The organism is Sphingobium jiangsuense (genome assembly GCF_014196495.1).
Lineage (GTDB): Bacteria > Pseudomonadota > Alphaproteobacteria > Sphingomonadales > Sphingomonadaceae > Sphingobium > Sphingobium jiangsuense.
In genome coordinates this window covers 313,519-333,365 of sequence record NZ_JACIDT010000003.1, presented here as the reverse complement: position 1 = coordinate 333,365, position 19,847 = coordinate 313,519, and the positions used below count along the sequence as shown (strand labels likewise).

Sequence of the window (19,847 nt, the reverse complement as noted above, 5' to 3'; positions counted from 1 at the left end):
GAAATCATGCCAGACAGCCGCTCTCCCCTTCCCGATCCTTCCTGTACCACCTCGCGACGGCACCCTGCGTCGCGGCCGACCATCCTTTCCCATCCGGCCCTTTCCCTTCCGGGCGCCGATCCGGCATGAGCGGCAAGACCCTGCTTTCCCTGATCGTGGTGCTGCCCTTTCTCGGCAGCTTCCTCGCGGCCCTGCTGCCCGTCTATGCGCGCAATACCGCCGCGGCGTTGAGCGGCATGCTGGCGCTGGCGGGCCTGGCCATCCTTGCCTTCTTCTATCCGGCGGTCACCGGCGGCGGCATGGTGCGGGTGGACATCGCCTGGGCGCCGGACATCGGCCTCGACCTCATCCTGCGGCTGGACGGGCTGAGCTGGATCTTCGCCTTCCTCATCCTCGGCATCGGCGCGCTGGTCGTGCTCTACGCGCGCTATTACATGTCGCCCGAAGACCCGGTGCCGCGCTTCTTCTCGTTCCTGCTCGCCTTCATGGGGGCGATGCTGGGCCTCGTCCTCTCCGGCAATCTCGTCCAGCTCGCCTTCTTCTGGGAACTGACGAGCCTCTTCTCCTTCCTGCTGATCGGCTACTGGCACCACAACCAGAGCGCGCGGGACGGCGCGCGCATGGCGCTCATCATCACGGGCACGGGCGGCGTGTGCCTGTTGCTCGGCTTCCTCATCATCGGCCGCGTCGCGGGCAGCTACGACATAGACGTGATCCGCACGCAGGCCGACGCGATCCGGTCGAGCGGCTATTATCTGCCCGCGCTGCTGCTGGTGCTGGCGGGCGCCTTCACCAAGAGCGCGCAATTCCCGTTCCATTTCTGGTTGCCCCACGCGATGGCCGCGCCGACGCCGGTGTCCTCCTACCTCCATTCGGCGACGATGGTGAAGGCGGGCATCTTCGTGCTGATGCTGCTCTGGCCGGTGCTGGCGGGGACGGAAGAATGGTATCTGATCGTCGTCACCACGGGCCTTGCCACCATGGTGTTCGGCGCGTGGAGCGCGATCTTCCAGCAGGACCTCAAGGGCCTGCTCGCCTATTCGACGATCAGCCATCTGGGCATCATCACCCTGCTGCTGGGGCTGGGCAGCCCGCTCGGCGCGGTCGCGGCGATCTTCCACACCATCAACCATGCGACCTTCAAGGCCTCGCTGTTCATGGCGGCGGGCATCATCGACCATGAGACCGGCACGCGCGACCTGCGCAAGCTGTCCGGCCTCTACCGCTTCATGCCGATCACCGCGACGCTGGCGATGGTCGCCGCCGCCGCGATGGCGGGCGTGCCGCTGATGAACGGCTTCCTGTCGAAGGAAATGTTCCTCGCCGAGGCGCTGGCCGACCATCAGGGCACGATCATCGACGAGACCTTGCCCTATCTGGCCACGCTGGCGAGCGCGTTCAGCGTGCTCTATTCGCTGCGCTTCATCCATCAGAGCTTCTTCGGTCCGCCGCCGCGCGACCTGCCGCACGAGCCGCATGAGGCGCCGCCGTGGATGCGCCTGCCGATCGAGATACTGGTGCTGGCCTGCCTGCTCGCGGGCATCGCCCCCAACCTCACCATCGCGCCCTTTCTGGCGAATGCGGCGCAATCGGTGCTCGGCGCCCGGCTGCCCCATTACAGCCTCGCCATCTGGCACGGCTTCACGCTGCCGCTGGCGATGAGCCTTATCGCGCTGGGCTGTGGCATCCTCGGCTATCTGCTGTTCCGCGACCGGCTCAACGCCGTGAAGCGTTCCCCGGTGGTGGGCAGGCTGCAAGGCCGCCGCGCGTTCGAGCGGGTGCTGGCCGCGATCATGGACGGCGGCGTCGCGCTGCAAAGATGGCTGGGGACGAAAAGGCTGCAAATGCAGCTGCGCATCCTGCTCGGCATGGTGCTGCTGCTCGGCGCGCTGCCGTTCCTGCGCTTCGGCTACAGCCCCGGCACGCAACAGCTGACGCCGGTGGACCCGGTGTTCGCGCTGATCTGGATCGTCGGCGGGGCCTGCGCGGTGGGCGCCGCGGTGACCGCCAAATATCACCGGCTCGCCGCCCTCGTCCTGCTCGGCGGCGCGGGCATCGCCACCTGCATCAGCTTCCTGTGGCTCTCCGCGCCCGACCTTGCGGTGACGCAGCTGCTGGTGGAGATCGTGACGACCGTGCTGCTGCTGCTCGGCCTGCGCTGGCTGCCGATGCGCCGGCCGGAGCTGTGGTCGGGCAGCAGGCCGCTGCGCGTCAACCTGCGCCGCGCGACCGACCTCGGCGTCGCGCTGGCGGCGGGCGTCGGGATGGCGCTGCTCTCCTATGCGGTGATGACGCGCGAGGCCCCCGCGGGCATTTCCCGCTTCTTCGTCGAACAGGCCTATCCGGGCGGCGGCGGCACCAATGTCGTCAACGTCATCCTGGTCGATTTCCGCGGCTTCGACACGCTGGGCGAGATCACCGTGCTGGCGATCGTCGGCCTCACGGTCTTCTCGCTGCTGCGCCGGTTCCGGCCCGCCCGCGAGAGTGTCCGCACCCCGGTGCAGCAACGCCGCCAGAACGCCTATGACGAGGCGCAGGCCGACCGTTCCTTGGGCGACACGCTGGCCGATTATCTGCTGGTCCCGCGCATCATCATGGAATGGATGTTCCCGGCGATCATCGTCTTCGGCATCTTCCTGCTGCTGCGCGGGCACGACCTGCCGGGTGGAGGCTTCGCGGCGGGCATCACCTTCTCGATCGCCATCATCATCCAGTATATGGCGAGCGGGACGCGCGCGGTCGAAACGCGGCTCAGCGTGCTGCCGCTGCGCTGGGTCGGATTCGGCCTGCTGATCGCGCTGGCGACCGGCGCGGGGGCGATGCTGCTGGGCCGTCCGTTCCTGACGAGCTGGTTCAGCTATCTCGACCTGCCGCTGATCGGCAAGACCCCGGCGGCCAGCGCGCTGCTGTTCGACATCGGGGTATGCGGCGTCGTGGTCGGCTCGACCGTCCTCACCCTGATCGCGCTGGCGCACCAGTCGATCCGCACCCCCCGCACGGAAACGGAGGAAAGCTGATGGAAATCATCCTGTCGCTCGCCATCGGCATCATCACCGCGTCGGGCGTGTGGCTGCTGTTCCGGCCGCGCACCTTCCAGCTCGCCATCGGCCTGTCGCTGCTGTCCTATGCGATCAACCTCTTCATCCTGGCGATGGGCCGGCTGAAGATGGACGCGCCGCCGGTCGTCGACAAAGTGGCGGAGGCCAACCCCGCCGCCTTCGCCGACCCGGTGCCGCAGGCGCTGGTGCTGACCGCGATCGTCATCTCCTTCGCGACCACTGCGCTGCTGCTCGTGCTGCTGCTCGCTGCGCGCGGGCTGACCGGCACCGACCATGTCGACGGAACGGAGAAGACGCCCTGATGTCGCCCGCCGACCATCTCGTCATCGCCCCGATCCTGCTGCCGCTGCTCGCCGCCGCCTTCATGCTGGTGCTGAGCGAGCGGCGGCGCTGGCTCAAGCGCCTCATCAGCCTCGCCACCCTCTCCGCGCTGGCGGGGGTGGCCATCGCCCTGCTGACCATGGTGGATGCGCCGGGCGGCGCGCCGCTGGCCTACCGCCTCGGCAACTGGCCCGCACCCTTCGCCATCACCTTGGTCGTCGACCGGCTGAGCGCGCTGATGCTGCTGCTCTCGGCGAGCATCGGCCTGTGCACGCTCTTCTATGCGCTGGCGCGGTGGGACCGGGCGGGGCCGCGCTTCCACCCGCTGTTCCTGCTGCTGACGATGGGCGTCAACGGCGCGTTCCTGACCGGCGACCTGTTCAACCTGTTCGTCTTCTTCGAAGTGATGCTGGCCGCGTCCTACGGCCTCGCGCTGCACGGATCGGGCGTGGAGCGGACCAAGGCCAGCCTGCATTATGTCGCGATCAACATCGCCACCTCGCTGCTCTTCCTCATCGGCATCGCGCTCATCTATGCGGTGACGGGCACGCTCAACATGGCCGACCTGGCGGTGCGCGTGCCGGTGCTGGCGGGGCAGGAACTCGTGCTGCTGGAAAGCGGCGCGGCGATCCTCTCCATCGCCTTCTTCGTGAAGGCGGGCATGTGGCCGCTCGGCTTCTGGCTCACCCCCACCTATGCCGCCGCCGCCGCGCCGGTCGCCGCCACCTTCGCGATCATGAGCAAGGTCGGCATCTATGCGATCGTCCGCCTGAGCGCGCTCGCCTTCGGCCCGGCATCGGGCCTTGCCGCCGGTTTCGCGAACGAATGGCTGATGGCGGGCGGGCTCGCGACGATGGCGTTCGGCGCGATCGGCATGCTCGCGGCCAGCCGCCTGTCCGGCATCGGCGGGTCCTATATATTGCTCTCGTCGGGCACGCTGCTGGTCGCGACCGGCACCGGCAGCGCGCCGGTGCTGGCGGGCGCGCTGCTCTATCTGGTCAGCTCGACGCTCGGCGTATGCGCGATGTATCTGCTGATAGAGCCGGTGGAGCGCGCCGCCGACATCGACCGGGAAGCCGCCCAGCGCCAGAGCGAGCCGGTGTTCGAGGATGACGAGCCCGGCCTGCTGATGGAGGAATATGAGGCGGAGGAAGAGGAGGACGAGATCGGCATCGTCATCCCCGCCACCATCGCCCTGCTGGGCAGCGCCTTCATCTTCTGCGCGCTGCTGATGGCCGGCCTGCCGCCGCTCTCCGGCTTCATCGCCAAGTTCGCGATCATCGACGGCATGCTTTCGGGCCTGCCCGCGATGGGGACGGGCGGCTGGACGGCGATCGCCGCCATTCTCCTTTCCGGCCTCGCGACCCTCATCGCGATGACGCGGGCGGGCATCAGCCTGCTGTGGGTGCCGGTCGACCGGCCGCAGGCGCATCTGCGCGTGGTCGAGGCGATGCCGATCGCGCTGCTGCTCGCGCTGTGCCTCGCGCTCGTCATCGGCGCGGGGCCCGTCACCCGCTATATGAAGGATACCGCGGCCGCCCTGCACGATCCCGGCCGCTATGCGGGCGCCGTGCTCGACCCCGCGCTCCAGCCGCCGGAGAGAAGACGATGACCCGCTGGCTCGCCTTTCCGCTGCTGACGCTGTGCCTTCTGGCGATGTGGCTGCTGCTCGTCCAGTCGGTCGCGCCCGGCTCCATCCTCATGGGCGTGCTGGTGGCGCTGGTGGCGACGCGCCTCTTCACCGTGCTGCGCCCGGAACCGGTGAAGTACCGCCTGACCGGCGCGGTGGTCCGGCTGGCGGGGATCGTCCTTTACGACATCATCCGCTCCAACATCGCGGTCGCGCGCATCATCCTGACCGGCCGCACCGACCGGGGCATGTCCGGCTTCATCCGCATTCCGATCGACATGCGCAGCCGCCACGGCCTCGCGCTGCTGGCGGTCATCATCACCGCCACGCCGGGCACGCTGTGGGTGCAGTTCGATTCCGCGCGGGGCAGCCTGCTGATCCATGTGCTCGACCTTGTGGATGAGGAGCAATGGATCGCCCTCATCAAGAACCGCTATGAAAAGCTGTTGATGGAGATTTTCCCATGAGCGCCCTTTTCCTCGCCTGGGCGATCACCTGCGCGCAGATCGTGCTGGGCTTCGCGATGCTGTGCGCGCTGGGGCGGCTGATCCGCGGCCCGCGCGCGCAGGACAGGGTGCTGGGGCTCGACACACTCTACGCCATCGTCATGATGCTGCTGCTCACCTTCGGCATCCAGACCGGCCGCGCGCTCTATTTCGAAACCGCGCTCATCATCGCGATGCTGGGCTTCGCCAGCACCGTCGCCCTGTCCAAATTCCTGATGCGCGGCGAGGTGATCGAATGATGCAGGCTCCGGACCTGCCGCTCTGGGCGGCGCTGATAACGGCGCTGCTGCTGCTGACCGGCTCGCTGCTGACGCTGACGGGGGCTCTGGGGCTGCTGCGCCTGCGATCCTTCTATCAGCGCGTCCATGCGCCCACGCTCGGCGCGACGCTGGGCGCGGGCTGCATCCTGATCGCCTCGATGCTCTGCTTTTCGGTGCTCGAAACACGCGCGGTGCTGCATGAGGTGCTGATCGCGCTGTTCCTCACCGTGACCACGCCGGTCACGCTGATGCTGCTCGCCCGCGCGGCGCTCTATCGCGACCGGGTGGAAGGCAACCCCGAAACGCCGCCCGACACCGGGCAGGAAAGGCCCGCCAACCCCGCCGAAAAGGCTTGACATGACGGACAATAGCGAACGGACATGGCATGCCCTGCCGGCTGAAGAGGCGCTGAAGGCGCTGGAAAGCAGCACCGCAGGGCTCACCGGCGCGGAGGCGGAGCAGCGGCTGCGGCGCCACGGCCCCAACGCGCTGCCGGCGGCAAAGCCCGTCTCCCCGCTGCGGCGGTTCCTGGCCCAGTTCAATAACAGCCTCATCTATTTCCTGATCGCCGCCGCGATCGCGGCGATGCTGCTCGACCATCATATCGACGCGGCGGTCGTGCTGACCGTGGTGCTGGTGAACGCGGTGGTCGGTTTCATCCAGGAAGGGCGGGCCGAGCAGGCGCTGGGCGCGATCCGCGACATGATCGCGCCCCATGCGCGGGTGCTGCGCGACGGCGCGCGGCGCACGATCGCGGTGCCGGATCTCGTGCCCGGCGACATCGTGCTGCTGGAGGCCGGGGACCGCGTGCCCGCCGACCTGCGCCTGCTGCGCGCGCGCGGCCTGCTGATCGACGAGGCGCCGCTGACCGGGGAATCGGTCGCCGCCGAAAAGCATGAGCCGCCCGTCCCCGCCGACGCCGCCCCCGGCGACCGGAGCAGCATGGCCTTTTCCGGCACGCTGGTGGCCGCGGGCCAGGCGATGGGCGTCGTCGCGGAAACCGGGCCGCGCACGCAGATCGGACGGATCAGCGGGCTGCTTCAGGCGGTGGAGATGAAGACGACCCCGCTGCTGCGCCAGATCAACCAGTTCGGGCGGCGCTTCACCTGGTTCGTGCTGGCCGCCGCCTTCCTGCTGCTGCTCTTCGCCATCCATATCCGCGATTTCCACTGGATCGACGCGCTGATCGCCGTCGTCGCGCTCGCCGTGGGCGTGGTGCCGGAGGGACTGCTCGCTGTCATCACCATCACGCTGGCGATCGGCGTGCAGCGCATGGCGGCGCGCAACGCGGTGATCCGCCGCCTGCCCGCCGTCGAAACGCTGGGCGCCACCTCGGTCATCTGCTCGGACAAGACCGGCACGCTGACCCGCAACGAGATGACGGTGCGCCATGTTCTGATCGACGGGGTGGAGCTGTCGGTCGGCGGGTCCGGCTATGCGCCGGAGGGCGGGCTGACCAATGACGGCGACGACGAGGACGACGCCGCCGCCATCGCCCGCGCGGCGGATATCGTCCGCTGCGGCCTGCTGTGCAACGACGCGGTGCTGAAGGCGGAGGACGGCCATTGGCGGGTGGACGGCGACCCGATGGAAGGCGCGCTGGTCGCGCTCGCGATGAAGGCCGGCATCAGCCCCGATCATGAGCGGGGCGAGTGGGAACGGCTCGACGAAATTCCGTTCGATGCCGCCTATCGCTTTATGGCGACGCTCAACCGCCGATCCGACGGCAAGCGCATGATCTTCATCAAGGGCGCGCCCGAAGCGATATTGGCGATGGCCGGGATCGACTCCTCCTCATGGGAGGCGCGCATCGCCGCCGCGGCCGACCGGGGCGAACGGCTGCTCGGCTTCGCCGCCAGGGCGGTTGAGGGCGACGGCAACCGCCTCGGCTTCGACGACATGGCGGAGGGGGTGGAGTTTCTCGGCCTGATGGGCTTCATCGATCCCCCGCGAGAAGAGGCCCGCGCCGCCATCGCCGAATGCCGCTCTGCGGGGATCGCGGTCAAGATGATAACCGGCGACCATGCGGGCACCGCCCTTGCCATCGCCCGCCAGCTCGATCTGGCGGAGAACCCGCAGGCGCTGACCGGCACCGATGTCGACGCGCTGTCCGACGAGGAACTGGCCGCGCGGGTGCTGTCGACCGACGTGTTCGCCCGCACCAGTCCGGAACACAAGCTGCGCATCGTCCGCGCGCTCCAGTCGCACGGGCTGATCGTCGCGATGACCGGCGACGGGGTGAACGACGCGCCCTCGCTCAAGCAGGCCGATGTCGGCACCGCGATGGGGCGCAAGGGCACGGAGGCCGCGAAGGAAGCCGCCGAGATGGTGCTGCTCGACGATAATTTCGCGTCCATCGTCGCCGCCGTGCGCGAAGGCCGGACCGTCTACGACAATATCCGCAAGGTGATTTCCTGGACGTTGCCGACCAATGGCGGCGAGAGCGTGGCGGTGATCCTCGCCATATTGCTGGGCTTCGCGCTGCCGATGACGGCGACGCAGATATTGTGGATCAACCTCGTGCTGGCGAGCACGCTGGGGCTGGTGCTCGCGTTCGAGCCGACCGAGCCGGGCACGATGCGGCGGCGCCCGCGCCCCGCCAACGCACCACTGCTTTCGCCCTTCCTGATCTGGCGCATCGCGCTGGTGTCGGCGCTGTTCGCGGCGGTGGCGCTGGGCCTGTTCTTCTTCACGCTGGGCCGGGGGGAAAGCATCGAGACCGCGCGGACCATGGTGGTCAACATGCTGGTCGTCGCGGAGATTTTCTACCTGTTCAACGTGCGCTATCTGCATATGCATTCGCTCAGCTGGCGCGGCGCGCTCGGCACGCCGGCGGTGCTGCTGGCCATCGCCATCGTCGTGCTGGCGCAGCTGCTGTTCACCTACGCCCCGTTCATGCACGATCTGTTCGAAAGCCGCCCGCTGAGCCTGGCCGAAGGCGCGCTCATCATCGCCATCGGGGCGCTGCTGTTCCTGCTGCTGGAAGGGGAGAAGATCCTGATGCGCAAGCTGCAATGGTTCAGGGAACTGGGATGAAGACCGCGCCCATCGACCGCCGCGCCGTGATCGCCGGACTGGCGGGGGCCGCCGCCACGCTGGCCTCGCCCGCATGGGCGCAGATTTCGCTGACCGATCCCTCCACCGTCAGGACAGTGCAGGTCATGAAGCCCGGCGATTATCTCTGGGCGCCGGAGGTCGCGCCGGACGGACCCGTCATCATCGTCGTCAGCCTCGCCCGGCAACGCGCCTTCGTCTATCGCAACGGTGTGCCCATCGGCATTTCCACCGTATCCACGGGCAAGGAAGGCCATGCGACGCCCACCGGCGTCTTCACCATCCTGCAAAAGCGGGTGGATCACAAATCCAACCTCTATAACAGCGCGCCCATGCCCTATATGCAGCGGCTGACATGGGACGGCATCGCGATACATGCGGGCAATCTGCCGGGCTATCCCGCCTCGCATGGCTGCATCCGCCTGCCCATGGCGTTCGCGCAGAAGCTGTACGGCGTGACCCGGCTGGGGCTGACGGTCCTCATAACCGAGGAAGAGGCGGTTCCCCGCATCGCCCCCGATCCCGGCCTGCTCACCCGGACGCCGCCGGGGAAAAAGCCCGAGGGCAGAGGCATATGGAAACCCGAATTGTCGCCGCAGGGGCCGATTTCCATCGTGCTGAGCGCCGCCGACCGGCGCATGGTCGTGCTACGCAACGGGGTGGAGATCGGCTCCGCGCCTATCTCCATCGACGGACCGGTGACGGAGCCCGCCGCCTATACGCTGCAAAAGGTTGAGGGCGAGGCGTTCCACTGGCTCCGCATCGCCCTGCCGGGGCAGAAGGGTGTCGCGGCGGACGTCAGCGCGGAGGACCGGGCGCGGCTGCACATGCCCGAACGCTTCCGCCGCGCGCTGGCGGGCATACTCCAGCCCGGCGCCACCGCCGTCGTCACCATCGACAGCCTGCGGCAGGGCGACACCGGCCAGGCGCTGACGGTGATCGCCGGGGAAGATGATATTCCCTTATAAGGGCGCCGGATGGAGCGCGCCTGCTTCCTGAACGGATTCGGGGCAATGCCTCTTCCTGTCCGCCGTCGCTGAAGCGGCCGGGCTCACTCCCACTCGATCGTGCCCGGCGGCTTGGACGTATAGTCGTATACCACGCGGTTGATGCCCTTCACCTCGTTGATGATCCGCGTCGCCACGCGGCTGAGGAAGGCGGCGTCGAACGGATAGATATCCGCCGTCATGCCGTCGGTGGAGGTCACCGCCCGCAGCGCGCAGACGCTGTCATAGGTGCGTCCGTCGCCCATCACGCCCACGGTGCGGACCGGGAGGAGCACCGCGAACGCCTGCCAGATCGCGTCATAGAGGCCCGCATTGCGGATTTCCTCCAGATAGATCGCATCCGCCTTGCGGAGGATGTCGCAGCGCTCCTGCGTCACCTCGCCGGGAATGCGGATGGCGAGGCCGGGGCCGGGGAAAGGATGGCGGCCGACGAAGATTTCCGGCAGGCCCAGTTCCCGGCCCAGCACGCGCACCTCGTCCTTGAACAGCTCGCGCAGCGGCTCGACCAGCTTCATGTTCATGCGTTCGGGCAGGCCGCCGACATTATGGTGCGACTTGATCGTCACCGAAGGCCCGCCGGTGAAGCTGACCGATTCGATCACGTCCGGGTAGAGCGTGCCCTGCGCGAGGAATTCCGCCCCGCCGATCTTGCGCGCCTCTTCCTCGAACAGGTCGATGAAAGCCTTGCCGATGAACTTGCGCTTCTGTTCCGGGTCGGTCACGCCCGCAAGGCCGCCGAGGAACATCTCGCTCGCATCGACATGGACGAGGTTGATGCCGTAATGCTGGCGGAACAGCGTCACCACCTGCTCGGCCTCGTTGAGGCGCATCAGCCCATGGTCGACGAACACGCAGGTCAGCTGGTCGCCGATCGCCTCATGGATCAGCACCGCCGCCACCGCCGAATCGACGCCGCCCGACAGGCCGCAGATCACCCGGCCCTCGCCTACTTGCTCGCGGATTTCGGCGATCTTGGTCGCGCGGAACTCGGCCATCGTCCAGTCGCCCGCGCAGCCGCAGACATGGCGCACGAAATTGGCGATCAGCCTCGCGCCGTCGGGGGTGTGCACCACCTCCGGGTGGAACTGCATCGCGTAGAAGCGCTTCGCCTCATTGGCGACGATCGCGCAGGGGGCGCCCTCGCTCTTCGCGACGATCTCGAAGCCGTCGGCAAGGCTGGTCACCTTGTCGCCATGGCTCATCCATACCTGATGCGTCTCGCCCTCTTTCCACAGGCCGTCGAACAGCTTGCAGGCGCCGGTGATCTCGATGAAGGCGCGGCCGAATTCGCCGCCCTCGCCGCCCTCGACCTTGCCGCCCAGCTGCTCCATCATCGTCTGCTGGCCGTAGCAGATGCCGAGGACCGGAATGCCCGCGTCGAAGAAATGCTGCGGCGCGCGCGGGCTGTCCGCCCAGGTGACCGAGGACGGGCCGCCCGACAGGATGATGCCGCTGGGCTTCATCCGCTCGAACGCTTCTGCGGCGGCGTTGAACGGCGCGATCTCGCTATAGACGCCCGCCTCGCGCACCCGGCGCGCGATGAGCTGCGTCACCTGGCTCCCGAAATCCACGATCAGGATGGATTGATGGGTCGTCGCGGTCATGGGAATCGGCTTTCTCGACTGGAAGGGCGGATGGAAGTGCCGGTTAAGCCCCTCGCCCGTCCCTGTCCAGTGCCGCTCGCCGATTAAGCCTTAACCCGCATCGCGGGAGATATAGACCTCCGCCACCCGGCTGCCCTGCACGTCGCAGGAAAAGCGCCGTACCTCTCCGCCGCCGCCGCGATAGCCGGAGCGGCGCTCCACCCGGCCGTCGACGGCCCAGCCGTCCTGCCCGGCGGCGCGGGGCTCGGTGATGTCGAGGATCTGCGCATAGCCGCCCTGCTCGCCCTCAACCTTGTCGCGCACGGCGAGCGCGCAGGCGTCCGCCGCCTGATCCGCGCTCATCGCCGCACCGGAGGGGACATAGGCATCGTCATCGGGATAGTCGCGCGAGTCGCGATAATCGCGGTCGTCCGGGTAGGAGGAGCGGCTCTTGCCGTTCTTCGAGGCCGAACTGGCGATCACCGCCACCGCGCCGATCAACGCGGCGATGCCGATGATCTCGCCTCCGTTCAGCCCGCGATCGCGATGGCGATAGCCGCCCCAGCCGCGTGATCCCCAATTGCTTTGGCTCCAGCCGCCCTGCCCCCAGCCACCAGGCCCGCGCGCCGCCGCCGGGGCGACGCTGCCCATGACGAGCGCGGCCGCGCTCACCGCGCCCGCAATCCACCGCATCTTCGAACCGGACATGGTTCCATTCCTTTCCCGCCCGCCCATGATGGGCGCTTCAACAAGGCATTTTATACCCGCGCGGCTGTCCGCATTCTGAACGACGCCCGGCGCGCGGGCGGGATTGTGTAAACTCCTGTCAGTCCCTCTTCCCCGGTCCGATCGGGCGGATGGCGAGGCCGGTCCAGCGGGCGATGAAGGCATAGCTGTCCGCGAACTCGTCGATCACCTTGTCGGTGGGCTTGCCCGATCCGTGGCCCGCGCGCGTTTCGATGCGGATCAGGTGCGGCTTGCCGCCGATCTTCGCGGCCTGCAACGCGGCGGCATATTTGAAGCTGTGCCCCGGCACCACCCGGTCGTCCGTATCCGCGGTCGTCACGAGGATCGCCGGATAGTCCACTCCGTCGCGGATATTATGATAGGGCGAATAGGCGCGCAGGATGTGGAAATCCTCCTCCCGGTCGGGATAGCCATAATCGTCGACCCAATAGCGACCGGCGGTGAACTGGTCGAAGCGCAGCATGTCCATCACGCCCACGGCGGGCAGCGCGGCGGCGAACAGGTCGGGCCGCTGGTTCGTCACCGCGCCCACCAGCAGGCCGCCGTTGGAACGCCCCTCGATCGCCAGCTGATCCTTGCCGGTATAGCCGTTGTCGATCAGATATTCGCCCGCAGCGATGAAATCGTCGAACACATTCTGCTTGTTGGCGCGCCGTCCGGCCTCATGCCATTCCTTGCCGAACTCGCCGCCGCCGCGCAGATTGGCGATGGCCAGCACCCCGCCCTGCTCCAGCCAGGCGAGGCGCGTGGGCGAAAAGCCCGGCGTCAGCGCGATGTTGAAGCCGCCATAGCCGTAGAGCAGCGTCGGCGCGGCCACGCGGCCCATTGCCAGTGCCTTCTTGCGGACGATGAACATCGGCACCTTGGTGCCGTCCTTCGACGCGTAGAACAGCTGTTCCTCGACATAATCGTCGGGGTTGAAGGGCAGCTTCGGCTGCGCGAACACCTCCAGCGCGCGGGTGGAGGTGTCGAAGCGATAGATGGTGCCCGGCGTGGTGAAGCCGGAGAAGTGGAAGAAGGTCTCCGGATCGCCCGCCTTGCCGCCGAATCCCGCCGCCGTGCCCAGCCCCGGCAGCGGCACGTCGCCCGCGCGCTTGCCGTCCAGCTCGATCAGCTCCGCCTCGGACTGGGCATTGCGCATATAGGCGAGGACGATGCGGCTGCCGATCATCGACGCGCCCGCCAGCGTATCGGCGCGCTCGGCGACGATCTCCACCGGCTTGCGCCCCGGACGCGCGGCGTCCAGCTTCACCAGCCGTGCGCGCGGCGCGCCCTTGTCGGTCAGGAACCACATCTGGCTGCCGATGCTGCCGACGAAGCGCCATTCATTGTCCATGCCGCGAACGAGGGTGCGCGGCTTGCGCTTGTCCTCGCCCAGCGCGATCACGGTGATCTCGTAACGCGGGTCGGTGCCCTCGGACGAGGTGATGACCAGCCATTGCCCGTCGTCCGTCACCTCCGCTGCGTGATTCCAGCCCGGATGCCTCGGCGTCGCATAGACCAGTTCGTCCGCCGACTGGTCGGTGCCGAGACGATGATACCAGATGCGGCTGTCGCGGTTGAGCGACTGGAAGGCCGCGCCTTCCTCCGGTTCCGGAAAGCGGGAGTAGAAAAAGCCCCTGCCGTCCTTGTCCCAGCTGAGGCCCGAAAACTTCACCCAGCGGATGCGGTCGGCGAGCATCCTGCCGCTGTCCACATCCAGCACATGCAGCGTGCGCCAGTCGCTGCCGCCGTCCTGCACCGCATAGACCAGATGCCGGCCGTCGGGCGCGGGCTCCCACTCGGCGAGCGCGGTCGCGCCGTCCCTGGCGAAGCCGTTGGGATCGACCAGCAACCGCTCCTTCCCGTGCAGGCCGTCGCGGACATAGAGCGGCGACTGGTTCTGCAACCCGCTGTTATGCGCGTAGAAATAGCGGCTGCCCGCCTTGCGCGGCACCGAATAGCGGTCATAGCTGTAGAGCGCGCGCATCCGCTCCTTCAATATGTCGCGGCCCGGCAGGGTGGCGAGATAGCGGGCGGTCGCCGCATTCTGCGCCTCGACCCAGGCCTCGACCTCCTTGTCGGTGCGCACGTCGTTCTCCAGCCAGCGCCAGGGGTCGGCGACGGCCACGCCGAATTTCTCCTCGACCAGATCCTGACGGCGGGTGACGGGGTAGCGGATCGCGGACATGGCCTGGCCCTTGGCGGAGAGGGAAGAAGAGGAGGAGAAAACGGCCGGACCTGCCGCATCCGGCCCCCGCGCTTCGGCGGGCTTCTGCGCCCCGGCGGACGACGCCGCCAGCGTCATGGCCGCCCCGACAAGCAGCCAAACCCCATGCTTCATTATGTTCCCCTCGGCTGGAAGGCGCCCTGTTTGATCTTGTCGGGCGCCCCTGGATAAAACGGACAAAAACGGGCCGCCAGCCTATGGACTGACGGCCCGTTTGTGAAGTCTCGAATAAGCCCCGGAGGGAAGGGATCAGGCGTCCGCCAGCTCTTCCTCATCCGCGCCCTGCACCGGGCCGCTGTCCTGACCCTTGGCGTCGACATCACGGTCGACCAGCTCGATCACCGCGATCGGCGCAGCGTCGGACGCGCGGTAGCCCGCCTTGATGACGCGGGTGTAGCCGCCGTTGCGATCCTCGTAGCGCTCGGCCAGCACGTCGAACAGCTTGGTCAGCTGCGCATCGTCCAGCAGGCGGGCATGGGCGAGACGGCGGTTCGAAAGGCCGCCCTTCTTCGCCAGCGTGATCAGCTTCTCGACATAGGGACGCAGTTCCTTCGCCTTGGCCGCGCCGGTCGTGATCTGCTCATGCTTGATGAGCGAGGCCGCGAGATTGCGGAGCAGGGCCGTGCGATGACCGGCGGAACGCTGAAGCTTACGATGACCGACTTTATGACGCATATCTCATTCCTTCGTTCGTAAAGGGACCGTGCAAGGTATCCCAGTCCAGGCGGTGAAACGGGGCACCGCCCATACCCCTTGATGGAACCTCGCCGACGCCATGGCCGGGAGGTCCGGAATTGATGCTGACTGGCCTTGGAAGCCGGTCAGAGGGGAAGCGGCTATTCGGCAACAGGGGTTGCGTCTGGCCGCTTTACCCGCGCTTCAGCCGACCTGCCCGGTCACCTGAAGCGGCAAGCAAATTCTTCGACCGTCCCCCGGACGGTCGGAATTTGCTTACCCCATAAGCTCCTGTTCGAGCTTCTTGGCCATTTCCTCGATATTCTCTGGCGGCCAGCCAGGGATGTCCATGCCGAGGCGCAGGCCCATGCTGGACAGCACTTCCTTGATCTCGTTGAGCGACTTGCGGCCGAAATTCGGCGTGCGCAGCATCTCGGCCTCGGTCTTCTGGACCAGATCGCCGATATAGATGATGTTGTCGTTCTTGAGGCAGTTGGCCGAACGAACCGAAAGCTCCAGCTCGTCCACCTTCTTGAGGAGGTAGCGGTTGATCGTGTTCGCGCTGCCTTCGCCCTCGCTCGCACCGGCTGCGGCGGCAGCGGCGGGCTGCGGCGCGGCCAGCGCCTCGTCGAAGTGGACGAACAGCTGGAGCTGGTCCTGAAGGATGCGGGCGGCATAGGCCACCGCGTCTTCCGGGGCCACCGTGCCGTCGGTCTCGACCGTCAGCGACAGCTTGTCATAGTCCAGCTCCTGGCCGACGCGGGTATTGTCGACCTTGTAGGCGACCTGGCGCACCGGCGAATAGAGCGCATCGACCGGGATCAGGCCGATCGGCGCATCGGCCGGGCGGTTGGAAACGGCCGGAACATAGCCCTTGCCGGTGTCGGCGGTCAGTTCCATGTTGAGCGAGGCGCCCTCGTCCAGATGGCAGATCACGAGGTCGGGGTTCATCACCTCGATATCGCCGGAAACGGCGATGTCCCCGGCCCTCACCGCGGCCGGGCCGGTCGCCGAGAGCTGGAGACGACGGGGACCATCGCCTTCCATCTTCAGCGCAATCTGCTTCACGTTGAGAACGATGTCGGTAACGTCCTCGCGCACGCCGGCGAGGCTGGAAAATTCATGCAGAACATTCTCGATCTTGATCGAGGTAACGGCAGCACCCTGCAAAGAGGAAAGCAGCACGCGGCGCAGCGCGTTGCCGAGCGTCAGGCCGAAACCGCGCTCCAGCGGTTCCGCCACGAAGGTCGCCTTGCGCCGGCCATCGCCGCTGGCCTTGATCTCGAGGCTGTTGGGCTTCTTCAATTCCTGCCAGTTCTTCATGTTGACAGTCATGTATTTCCCCTGGGAATGTGGCGGGAGCATTTTGCCTCAGGAAAGGCAACCGACCCCGGCCGATGCAAATGCAGGGGCGACGCGTCCGCCGCCCCGGAACGGGTAGTCGAGATCAGACGCGGCGGCGCTTGGAGGGGCGCACGCCATTGTGCGGGATCGGCGTCACGTCGCGGATCGACGTGATGGTGAAGCCGACCGCCTGCAGCGCGCGTAGCGCCGACTCGCGGCCCGAACCCGGACCCTTCACCTCGACCTCGAGGGTGCGCACGCCATGCTCGGCAGCCTTGCGGCCCGCATCCTCGGCGCAGACCTGCGCGGCATAGGGGGTCGACTTGCGGCTGCCCTTGAAGCCCATCATGCCCGCCGAGGACCAGCTGATCGCATTGCCCTGCGCGTCGGTGATGGTGATCATCGTGTTGTTGAAGCTGGCATTCACATGCGCCACGCCCGCGGAAATATTCTTGCGCTCACGCCGTTTGATGCGCTGAGGTTCCCGTGCCATATCCTGATATTCCTACTTGAAACTGGTGATGCGGAGGCGAGGTTTGGTTGGGCCGCCTGCCTCCGGCGGAGAAGAAATGCAAAACAGTCCCCCGGACCGTTTTTATTTCTTCTTGCCCGCGATCGGCTTCGCCTTGCCCTTGCGGGTCCGCGCGTTGGTGTGCGTACGCTGGCCGCGAACCGGCAGGCCCTTGCGATGACGCAGGCCGCGATAGCAGGCCAGGTCCATCAGGCGCTTGATGTTCATCGCGGTTTCGCGACGCAGGTCGCCCTCGACGGTGTAGCTGGCGTCGATGGCTTCGCGGATCTGGAGCACTTCGGCGTCCGACAGGTCCTGAACGCGGCGGCTCTGGTCGATGCCCAGCTGGTTGGCGATGTCGACAGCGGTCTTGCGACCAATGCCATGGATATAGGTGAGCGCGATGATAACGCGCTTGTTGGTCGGGATGTTAACGCCCGCAATACGTGCCATGGAAATCTTACTCCTGCTCCACAGGATGCTTGGCAAAGCACCCCATCTCAAAGCGTCAGACCGCCCGCTGCCATGAAGGAAAAGGCGGCACCACAATTTTCCGGGGACGCAAAAAGCACGGCCAGCGCCATAATGGCACCGCCGTACATAAAGCGTATCGGAAGCGGCGGTTCCTATCGAGTCGAGCGCCCGGTGTCAACCCGGTGCCGTCTCCGCCGCGCCGACCGCTGCTTCGCCTGCGGTAGGGGTGACGCCCTTGCGCGCCTTCCACCGCTCCATGATCCAGCGGTTGGCGGGCATCTCCACATAGCGGTGCAGAATCCCGCCCAGCACCAGCACGGTCGCGATCGCCAGCCCGAAGCCGAGCCAGGGGTTCACCCCCATCCCCGCGAGGTTCACCATGATGACGAAGCCGATATTCTCATGCACCAGATAGAGCGGATAGCTCGTCCGCCCGATCCACAGCAGCGGCCGGATGGTGAGGAAGCCGAGCCAGCCCGCCAGCATCGCCCCGAACACCAGCACCAGCACGCATCCGGTCAGGAACAGGTCCCACGGCCCGGTGGCGTAGAGAGTGATGAGGGCGGCGGCGAACCAGGGCAGCTGCGCCCGCCAGCGCCGCTCCCCCGACCAGATGCGGTAATAGAGCATGCCGATGATGAAGAAGGGCAGGAATTCCAGCACCAGCACCAGCGTGAGCCGCCAGGGTATCCCATCCCACAGCAGCATCAGCCATTTCAGCCCCAGCCAGGGCAGGAACGCCCATTCCAGCCGCTTGAGCGATCCGGCGAAGAGCCGCCACAGCCCGATCATGCATGCATAGAAGCCCAGCTCATAGGCGAGCGTCCAATAGGCGCCGTCCACTTCGGGGTGGAAGAAATAGCTCTGGAGCATCGTGAAATTGACCGCGATGCTGACGAGCGGGATCTTCAGCCGGTCGACGTCCCCCACATATTCGAACAGCAGGATCAGCAGGATCGCGACCCAATAGGTGGGAAAGAGCCGGGCGAAGCGATTGACGAGGAAATCCCCGACCGTCCGGATATGCCGCAGCGAAAAGAAGATGGCGAAGCCGGAAATCGCGAAGAAGAGGAGGACGCGATATTCGCCCGGCCAGAAGGTGAAGGGCACATGCGCGACGCCGGGAAATATCTCCGGGAAGCGGGCGCTCAAATGATAGAGGACGACTGCGATCGCCCCGATGCCGCGCAGGGCGTCGAGTTCGACCAGACGGCCACCGGTGGGGCGCCGCGCGGAATCGGTCTCCTCTTTCCGTTTCATTGCCGCTCTATAAACGGAAATTGCTGAAACAGGCGTAAACTTAATCAAAGCTGAAAGTTCGCGCGCGCATTCAGGCGGCGAGGCATCGGGCGCATCGGGCGGGAAGCGGGCAGTTCCCCTGCCCCGGCACCATCAGCAAAGGGAGATGTATCCTTTGCGGGCAAAGACCGGCATCGGAAACCGTTCGGGCTGAGCTTGTCAAAGCCCTGTCCTTCTCTTGGTGGAAGGAACAGCGCTGGGTTTCGCCCGCCCTCCGGGTCGACAAGCCTGCGAACGGATGTGGAAGAATGGCAGTTGATCCCGCCAAATCCGCCATTCCCCATCCCGTCATGCCAGCGCAGGCCGGCACCTCAGGAGGCGGGGCGCAGCATGGCCTACGACCCGGCCTGCGCTGGGGTGACGAATAAGGGTGGCCGCTGACCACCCCAACCCGTCTCAAACCCCATGTTCCCAACGGATATAATCTCAAAGAAAAAGGGCGCCGACCTGCGGCGCCCTTCTGGGATCTCCCGAGGGATCGCACCTTATTTGCCGTCGAGGATCGCCCCGATCGCCGCGCTCACCTCATCCATGTCGGCCATGCCGTCGACGCGGGAGACGATGCCGCGCGCTTCGTAGATCGGCAGGATCGGCGCGGTCTTGGCGCGATATTCGGCCATGCGCGTGCGCACGGTTTCCTCATTGTCGTCGGCCCGGCGCTTGAACTCATGCCCATGGCATTTGTCGCATTCGCCTGCCGTCGCGGGCTGCTTGAACCGGTCGTGATAGCCCTCGCCGCAGTTCGCGCAGGTGAAGCGCCCGGTGATGCGCTCGACCAGCGCGTCCTCGTCCACCTCCAGCTCGATCACATGGTCGAGCGTCCGCCCGCGCGCGGCCAGCAGCTCGTCGAGCGAGCGGGCCTGCGCTTCGGTGCGGGGATAGCCGTCGAAGATCACACCGGCATCGGGGCTGAGCGCGTCGAGCGCCTCGCCGATGATGCCCGACACGATCTCATCCGACACCAGGCCGCCCGATTCCATCACGGCCTTCGCCTGCAATCCCACCGGCGTGCCCGCCTTCACCGCCGCGCGCAGCATGTCGCCGGTCGAAAGCTGCTTCATGCCGCGTTCCTCGACCAGACGGCTCGCCTGCGTGCCCTTCCCGGCCCCCGGAGGGCCGAGCAAAATGATGTTCATGTGACTGTCCCCTGTCGTTTTTCTCTGTCTTT

At 66.8% G+C, this 19,847-nt stretch carries 17 protein-coding genes; 8 read left to right on the top strand and 9 right to left on the bottom strand.

Annotated elements, in window-relative coordinates; genetic code table 11:
- The first annotated feature begins 125 nt into the window (after positions 1-125).
- Genes GGR43_RS06550 through GGR43_RS06515 form a run of 8 tightly spaced genes read left to right on the top strand, consistent with a single transcriptional unit; the run spans position 126 to position 9,798 of the window.
- Positions 126-3,017 carry a monovalent cation/H+ antiporter subunit A gene (locus GGR43_RS06550; protein ID WP_188071134.1) on the top strand — a complete coding sequence of 964 codons (2,892 nt, stop codon included), beginning with the start codon at positions 126-128 and terminating at the stop codon, positions 3,015-3,017.
- Positions 3,017-3,361, top strand: coding sequence for a Na+/H+ antiporter subunit C (locus GGR43_RS06545; protein ID WP_188071133.1), 345 nt, complete (start codon positions 3,017-3,019; stop codon positions 3,359-3,361). The genes GGR43_RS06550 and GGR43_RS06545 overlap by 1 nt, the downstream gene beginning before the upstream one ends.
- The gene (locus GGR43_RS06540) at positions 3,361-4,992 is read left to right on the top strand and encodes a monovalent cation/H+ antiporter subunit D (RefSeq protein ID WP_188071132.1); all 1,632 of its coding nucleotides are present in this window, start codon (positions 3,361-3,363) and stop codon (positions 4,990-4,992) included. Before GGR43_RS06545 ends, GGR43_RS06540 begins: the two co-directional genes overlap by 1 nt.
- Entirely contained in the window at positions 4,989-5,477 is a 489-nt protein-coding gene (locus tag GGR43_RS06535) for a Na+/H+ antiporter subunit E (protein ID WP_188071131.1), read from the top strand. The genes GGR43_RS06540 and GGR43_RS06535 overlap by 4 nt, the downstream gene beginning before the upstream one ends.
- Positions 5,474-5,755, top strand: coding sequence for a K+/H+ antiporter subunit F (locus GGR43_RS06530; protein WP_188071130.1), 282 nt, complete (start codon positions 5,474-5,476; stop codon positions 5,753-5,755). The genes GGR43_RS06535 and GGR43_RS06530 overlap by 4 nt, the downstream gene beginning before the upstream one ends.
- Positions 5,752-6,132: a monovalent cation/H(+) antiporter subunit G gene (gene mnhG, locus GGR43_RS06525; protein ID WP_188071129.1), complete on the top strand. Its 381-nt coding sequence runs from the start codon at positions 5,752-5,754 to the stop codon at positions 6,130-6,132. The genes GGR43_RS06530 and mnhG overlap by 4 nt, the downstream gene beginning before the upstream one ends.
- A gap of 1 nt (position 6,133) precedes the next feature.
- A complete protein-coding gene (locus GGR43_RS06520; RefSeq protein ID WP_188071128.1) occupies positions 6,134-8,812 on the top strand; it encodes an HAD-IC family P-type ATPase in 2,679 nt (892 codons plus the stop codon).
- Positions 8,809-9,798 carry a L,D-transpeptidase gene (locus GGR43_RS06515; RefSeq protein WP_188071127.1) on the top strand — a complete coding sequence of 330 codons (990 nt, stop codon included), beginning with the start codon at positions 8,809-8,811 and terminating at the stop codon, positions 9,796-9,798. The genes GGR43_RS06520 and GGR43_RS06515 overlap by 4 nt, the downstream gene beginning before the upstream one ends.
- An 83-nt stretch (positions 9,799-9,881) precedes the next feature.
- Here GGR43_RS06515 and guaA read toward each other — a convergent pair whose 3' ends face one another.
- The 9 genes from guaA to GGR43_RS06470 form a co-directional block, all read right to left on the bottom strand.
- Positions 9,882-11,441 carry a glutamine-hydrolyzing GMP synthase gene (guaA, locus tag GGR43_RS06510; RefSeq protein WP_188071126.1) on the bottom strand — a complete coding sequence of 520 codons (1,560 nt, stop codon included), beginning with the start codon at positions 11,439-11,441 and terminating at the stop codon, positions 9,882-9,884.
- A 90-nt stretch (positions 11,442-11,531) separates the two neighbouring features.
- The gene (locus tag GGR43_RS06505; protein WP_188071125.1) at positions 11,532-12,128 is read right to left on the bottom strand and encodes a hypothetical protein; all 597 of its coding nucleotides are present in this window, start codon (positions 12,126-12,128) and stop codon (positions 11,532-11,534) included.
- Between the two features lie 118 nt (positions 12,129-12,246).
- The gene (locus GGR43_RS06500) at positions 12,247-14,454 is read right to left on the bottom strand and encodes a prolyl oligopeptidase family serine peptidase (protein ID WP_188071209.1); all 2,208 of its coding nucleotides are present in this window, start codon (positions 14,452-14,454) and stop codon (positions 12,247-12,249) included.
- 171 nt (positions 14,455-14,625) lie between these two features.
- Entirely contained in the window at positions 14,626-15,051 is a 426-nt protein-coding gene (rplQ, locus tag GGR43_RS06495; RefSeq protein WP_188071124.1) for a 50S ribosomal protein L17, read from the bottom strand.
- A gap of 276 nt (positions 15,052-15,327) precedes the next feature.
- Positions 15,328-16,386, bottom strand: coding sequence for a DNA-directed RNA polymerase subunit alpha (locus GGR43_RS06490; RefSeq protein WP_188071123.1), 1,059 nt, complete (start codon positions 16,384-16,386; stop codon positions 15,328-15,330).
- A 112-nt stretch (positions 16,387-16,498) separates the two neighbouring features.
- Complete coding sequence (gene rpsK, locus GGR43_RS06485; RefSeq protein ID WP_129404559.1) at positions 16,499-16,888, bottom strand: 30S ribosomal protein S11; 390 nt, start codon at positions 16,886-16,888, stop codon at positions 16,499-16,501.
- A 102-nt stretch (positions 16,889-16,990) separates the two neighbouring features.
- Positions 16,991-17,359 carry a 30S ribosomal protein S13 gene (rpsM, locus tag GGR43_RS06480; RefSeq protein ID WP_188071122.1) on the bottom strand — a complete coding sequence of 123 codons (369 nt, stop codon included), beginning with the start codon at positions 17,357-17,359 and terminating at the stop codon, positions 16,991-16,993.
- A 195-nt stretch (positions 17,360-17,554) separates the two neighbouring features.
- Positions 17,555-18,640 carry an acyltransferase family protein gene (locus tag GGR43_RS06475; protein ID WP_188071121.1) on the bottom strand — a complete coding sequence of 362 codons (1,086 nt, stop codon included), beginning with the start codon at positions 18,638-18,640 and terminating at the stop codon, positions 17,555-17,557.
- A gap of 524 nt (positions 18,641-19,164) precedes the next feature.
- Positions 19,165-19,815 (bottom strand): adenylate kinase, encoded by a 651-nt coding sequence (locus GGR43_RS06470; RefSeq protein ID WP_188071120.1) that lies wholly within the window; start codon positions 19,813-19,815, stop codon positions 19,165-19,167.
- Positions 19,816-19,847 lie beyond the last annotated feature (32 nt).

Bases quoted from the DNA above. Each gene is read 5' to 3' on its own strand.
- GGR43_RS06475 (WP_188071121.1), bottom strand. From the start codon at position 18,640: ATGAAACGGAAAGAGGAGACCGATTCCGCGCGGCGCCCCACCGGTGGC.
- rpsM (WP_188071122.1), bottom strand. From the start codon at position 17,359: ATGGCACGTATTGCGGGCGTTAACATCCCGACCAACAAGCGCGTTATC.
- rpsK (WP_129404559.1), bottom strand. From the start codon at position 16,888: ATGGCACGGGAACCTCAGCGCATCAAACGGCGTGAGCGCAAGAATATT.
- GGR43_RS06500 (WP_188071209.1), bottom strand. From the start codon at position 14,454: ATGACGCTGGCGGCGTCGTCCGCCGGGGCGCAGAAGCCCGCCGAAGCG.
- GGR43_RS06530 (WP_188071130.1), top strand. From the start codon at position 5,474: ATGAGCGCCCTTTTCCTCGCCTGGGCGATCACCTGCGCGCAGATCGTG.
- GGR43_RS06540 (WP_188071132.1), top strand. From the start codon at position 3,361: ATGTCGCCCGCCGACCATCTCGTCATCGCCCCGATCCTGCTGCCGCTG.
- rplQ (WP_188071124.1), bottom strand. From the start codon at position 15,051: ATGCGTCATAAAGTCGGTCATCGTAAGCTTCAGCGTTCCGCCGGTCAT.
- GGR43_RS06535 (WP_188071131.1), top strand. From the start codon at position 4,989: ATGACCCGCTGGCTCGCCTTTCCGCTGCTGACGCTGTGCCTTCTGGCG.
- GGR43_RS06515 (WP_188071127.1), top strand. From the start codon at position 8,809: ATGAAGACCGCGCCCATCGACCGCCGCGCCGTGATCGCCGGACTGGCG.
- GGR43_RS06470 (WP_188071120.1), bottom strand. From the start codon at position 19,815: ATGAACATCATTTTGCTCGGCCCTCCGGGGGCCGGGAAGGGCACGCAG.
- guaA (WP_188071126.1), bottom strand. From the start codon at position 11,441: ATGACCGCGACGACCCATCAATCCATCCTGATCGTGGATTTCGGGAGC.
- GGR43_RS06545 (WP_188071133.1), top strand. From the start codon at position 3,017: ATGGAAATCATCCTGTCGCTCGCCATCGGCATCATCACCGCGTCGGGC.
- GGR43_RS06520 (WP_188071128.1), top strand. From the start codon at position 6,134: ATGACGGACAATAGCGAACGGACATGGCATGCCCTGCCGGCTGAAGAG.
- GGR43_RS06490 (WP_188071123.1), bottom strand. From the start codon at position 16,386: ATGACTGTCAACATGAAGAACTGGCAGGAATTGAAGAAGCCCAACAGC.
- GGR43_RS06505 (WP_188071125.1), bottom strand. From the start codon at position 12,128: ATGTCCGGTTCGAAGATGCGGTGGATTGCGGGCGCGGTGAGCGCGGCC.
- mnhG (WP_188071129.1), top strand. From the start codon at position 5,752: ATGATGCAGGCTCCGGACCTGCCGCTCTGGGCGGCGCTGATAACGGCG.
- GGR43_RS06550 (WP_188071134.1), top strand. From the start codon at position 126: ATGAGCGGCAAGACCCTGCTTTCCCTGATCGTGGTGCTGCCCTTTCTC.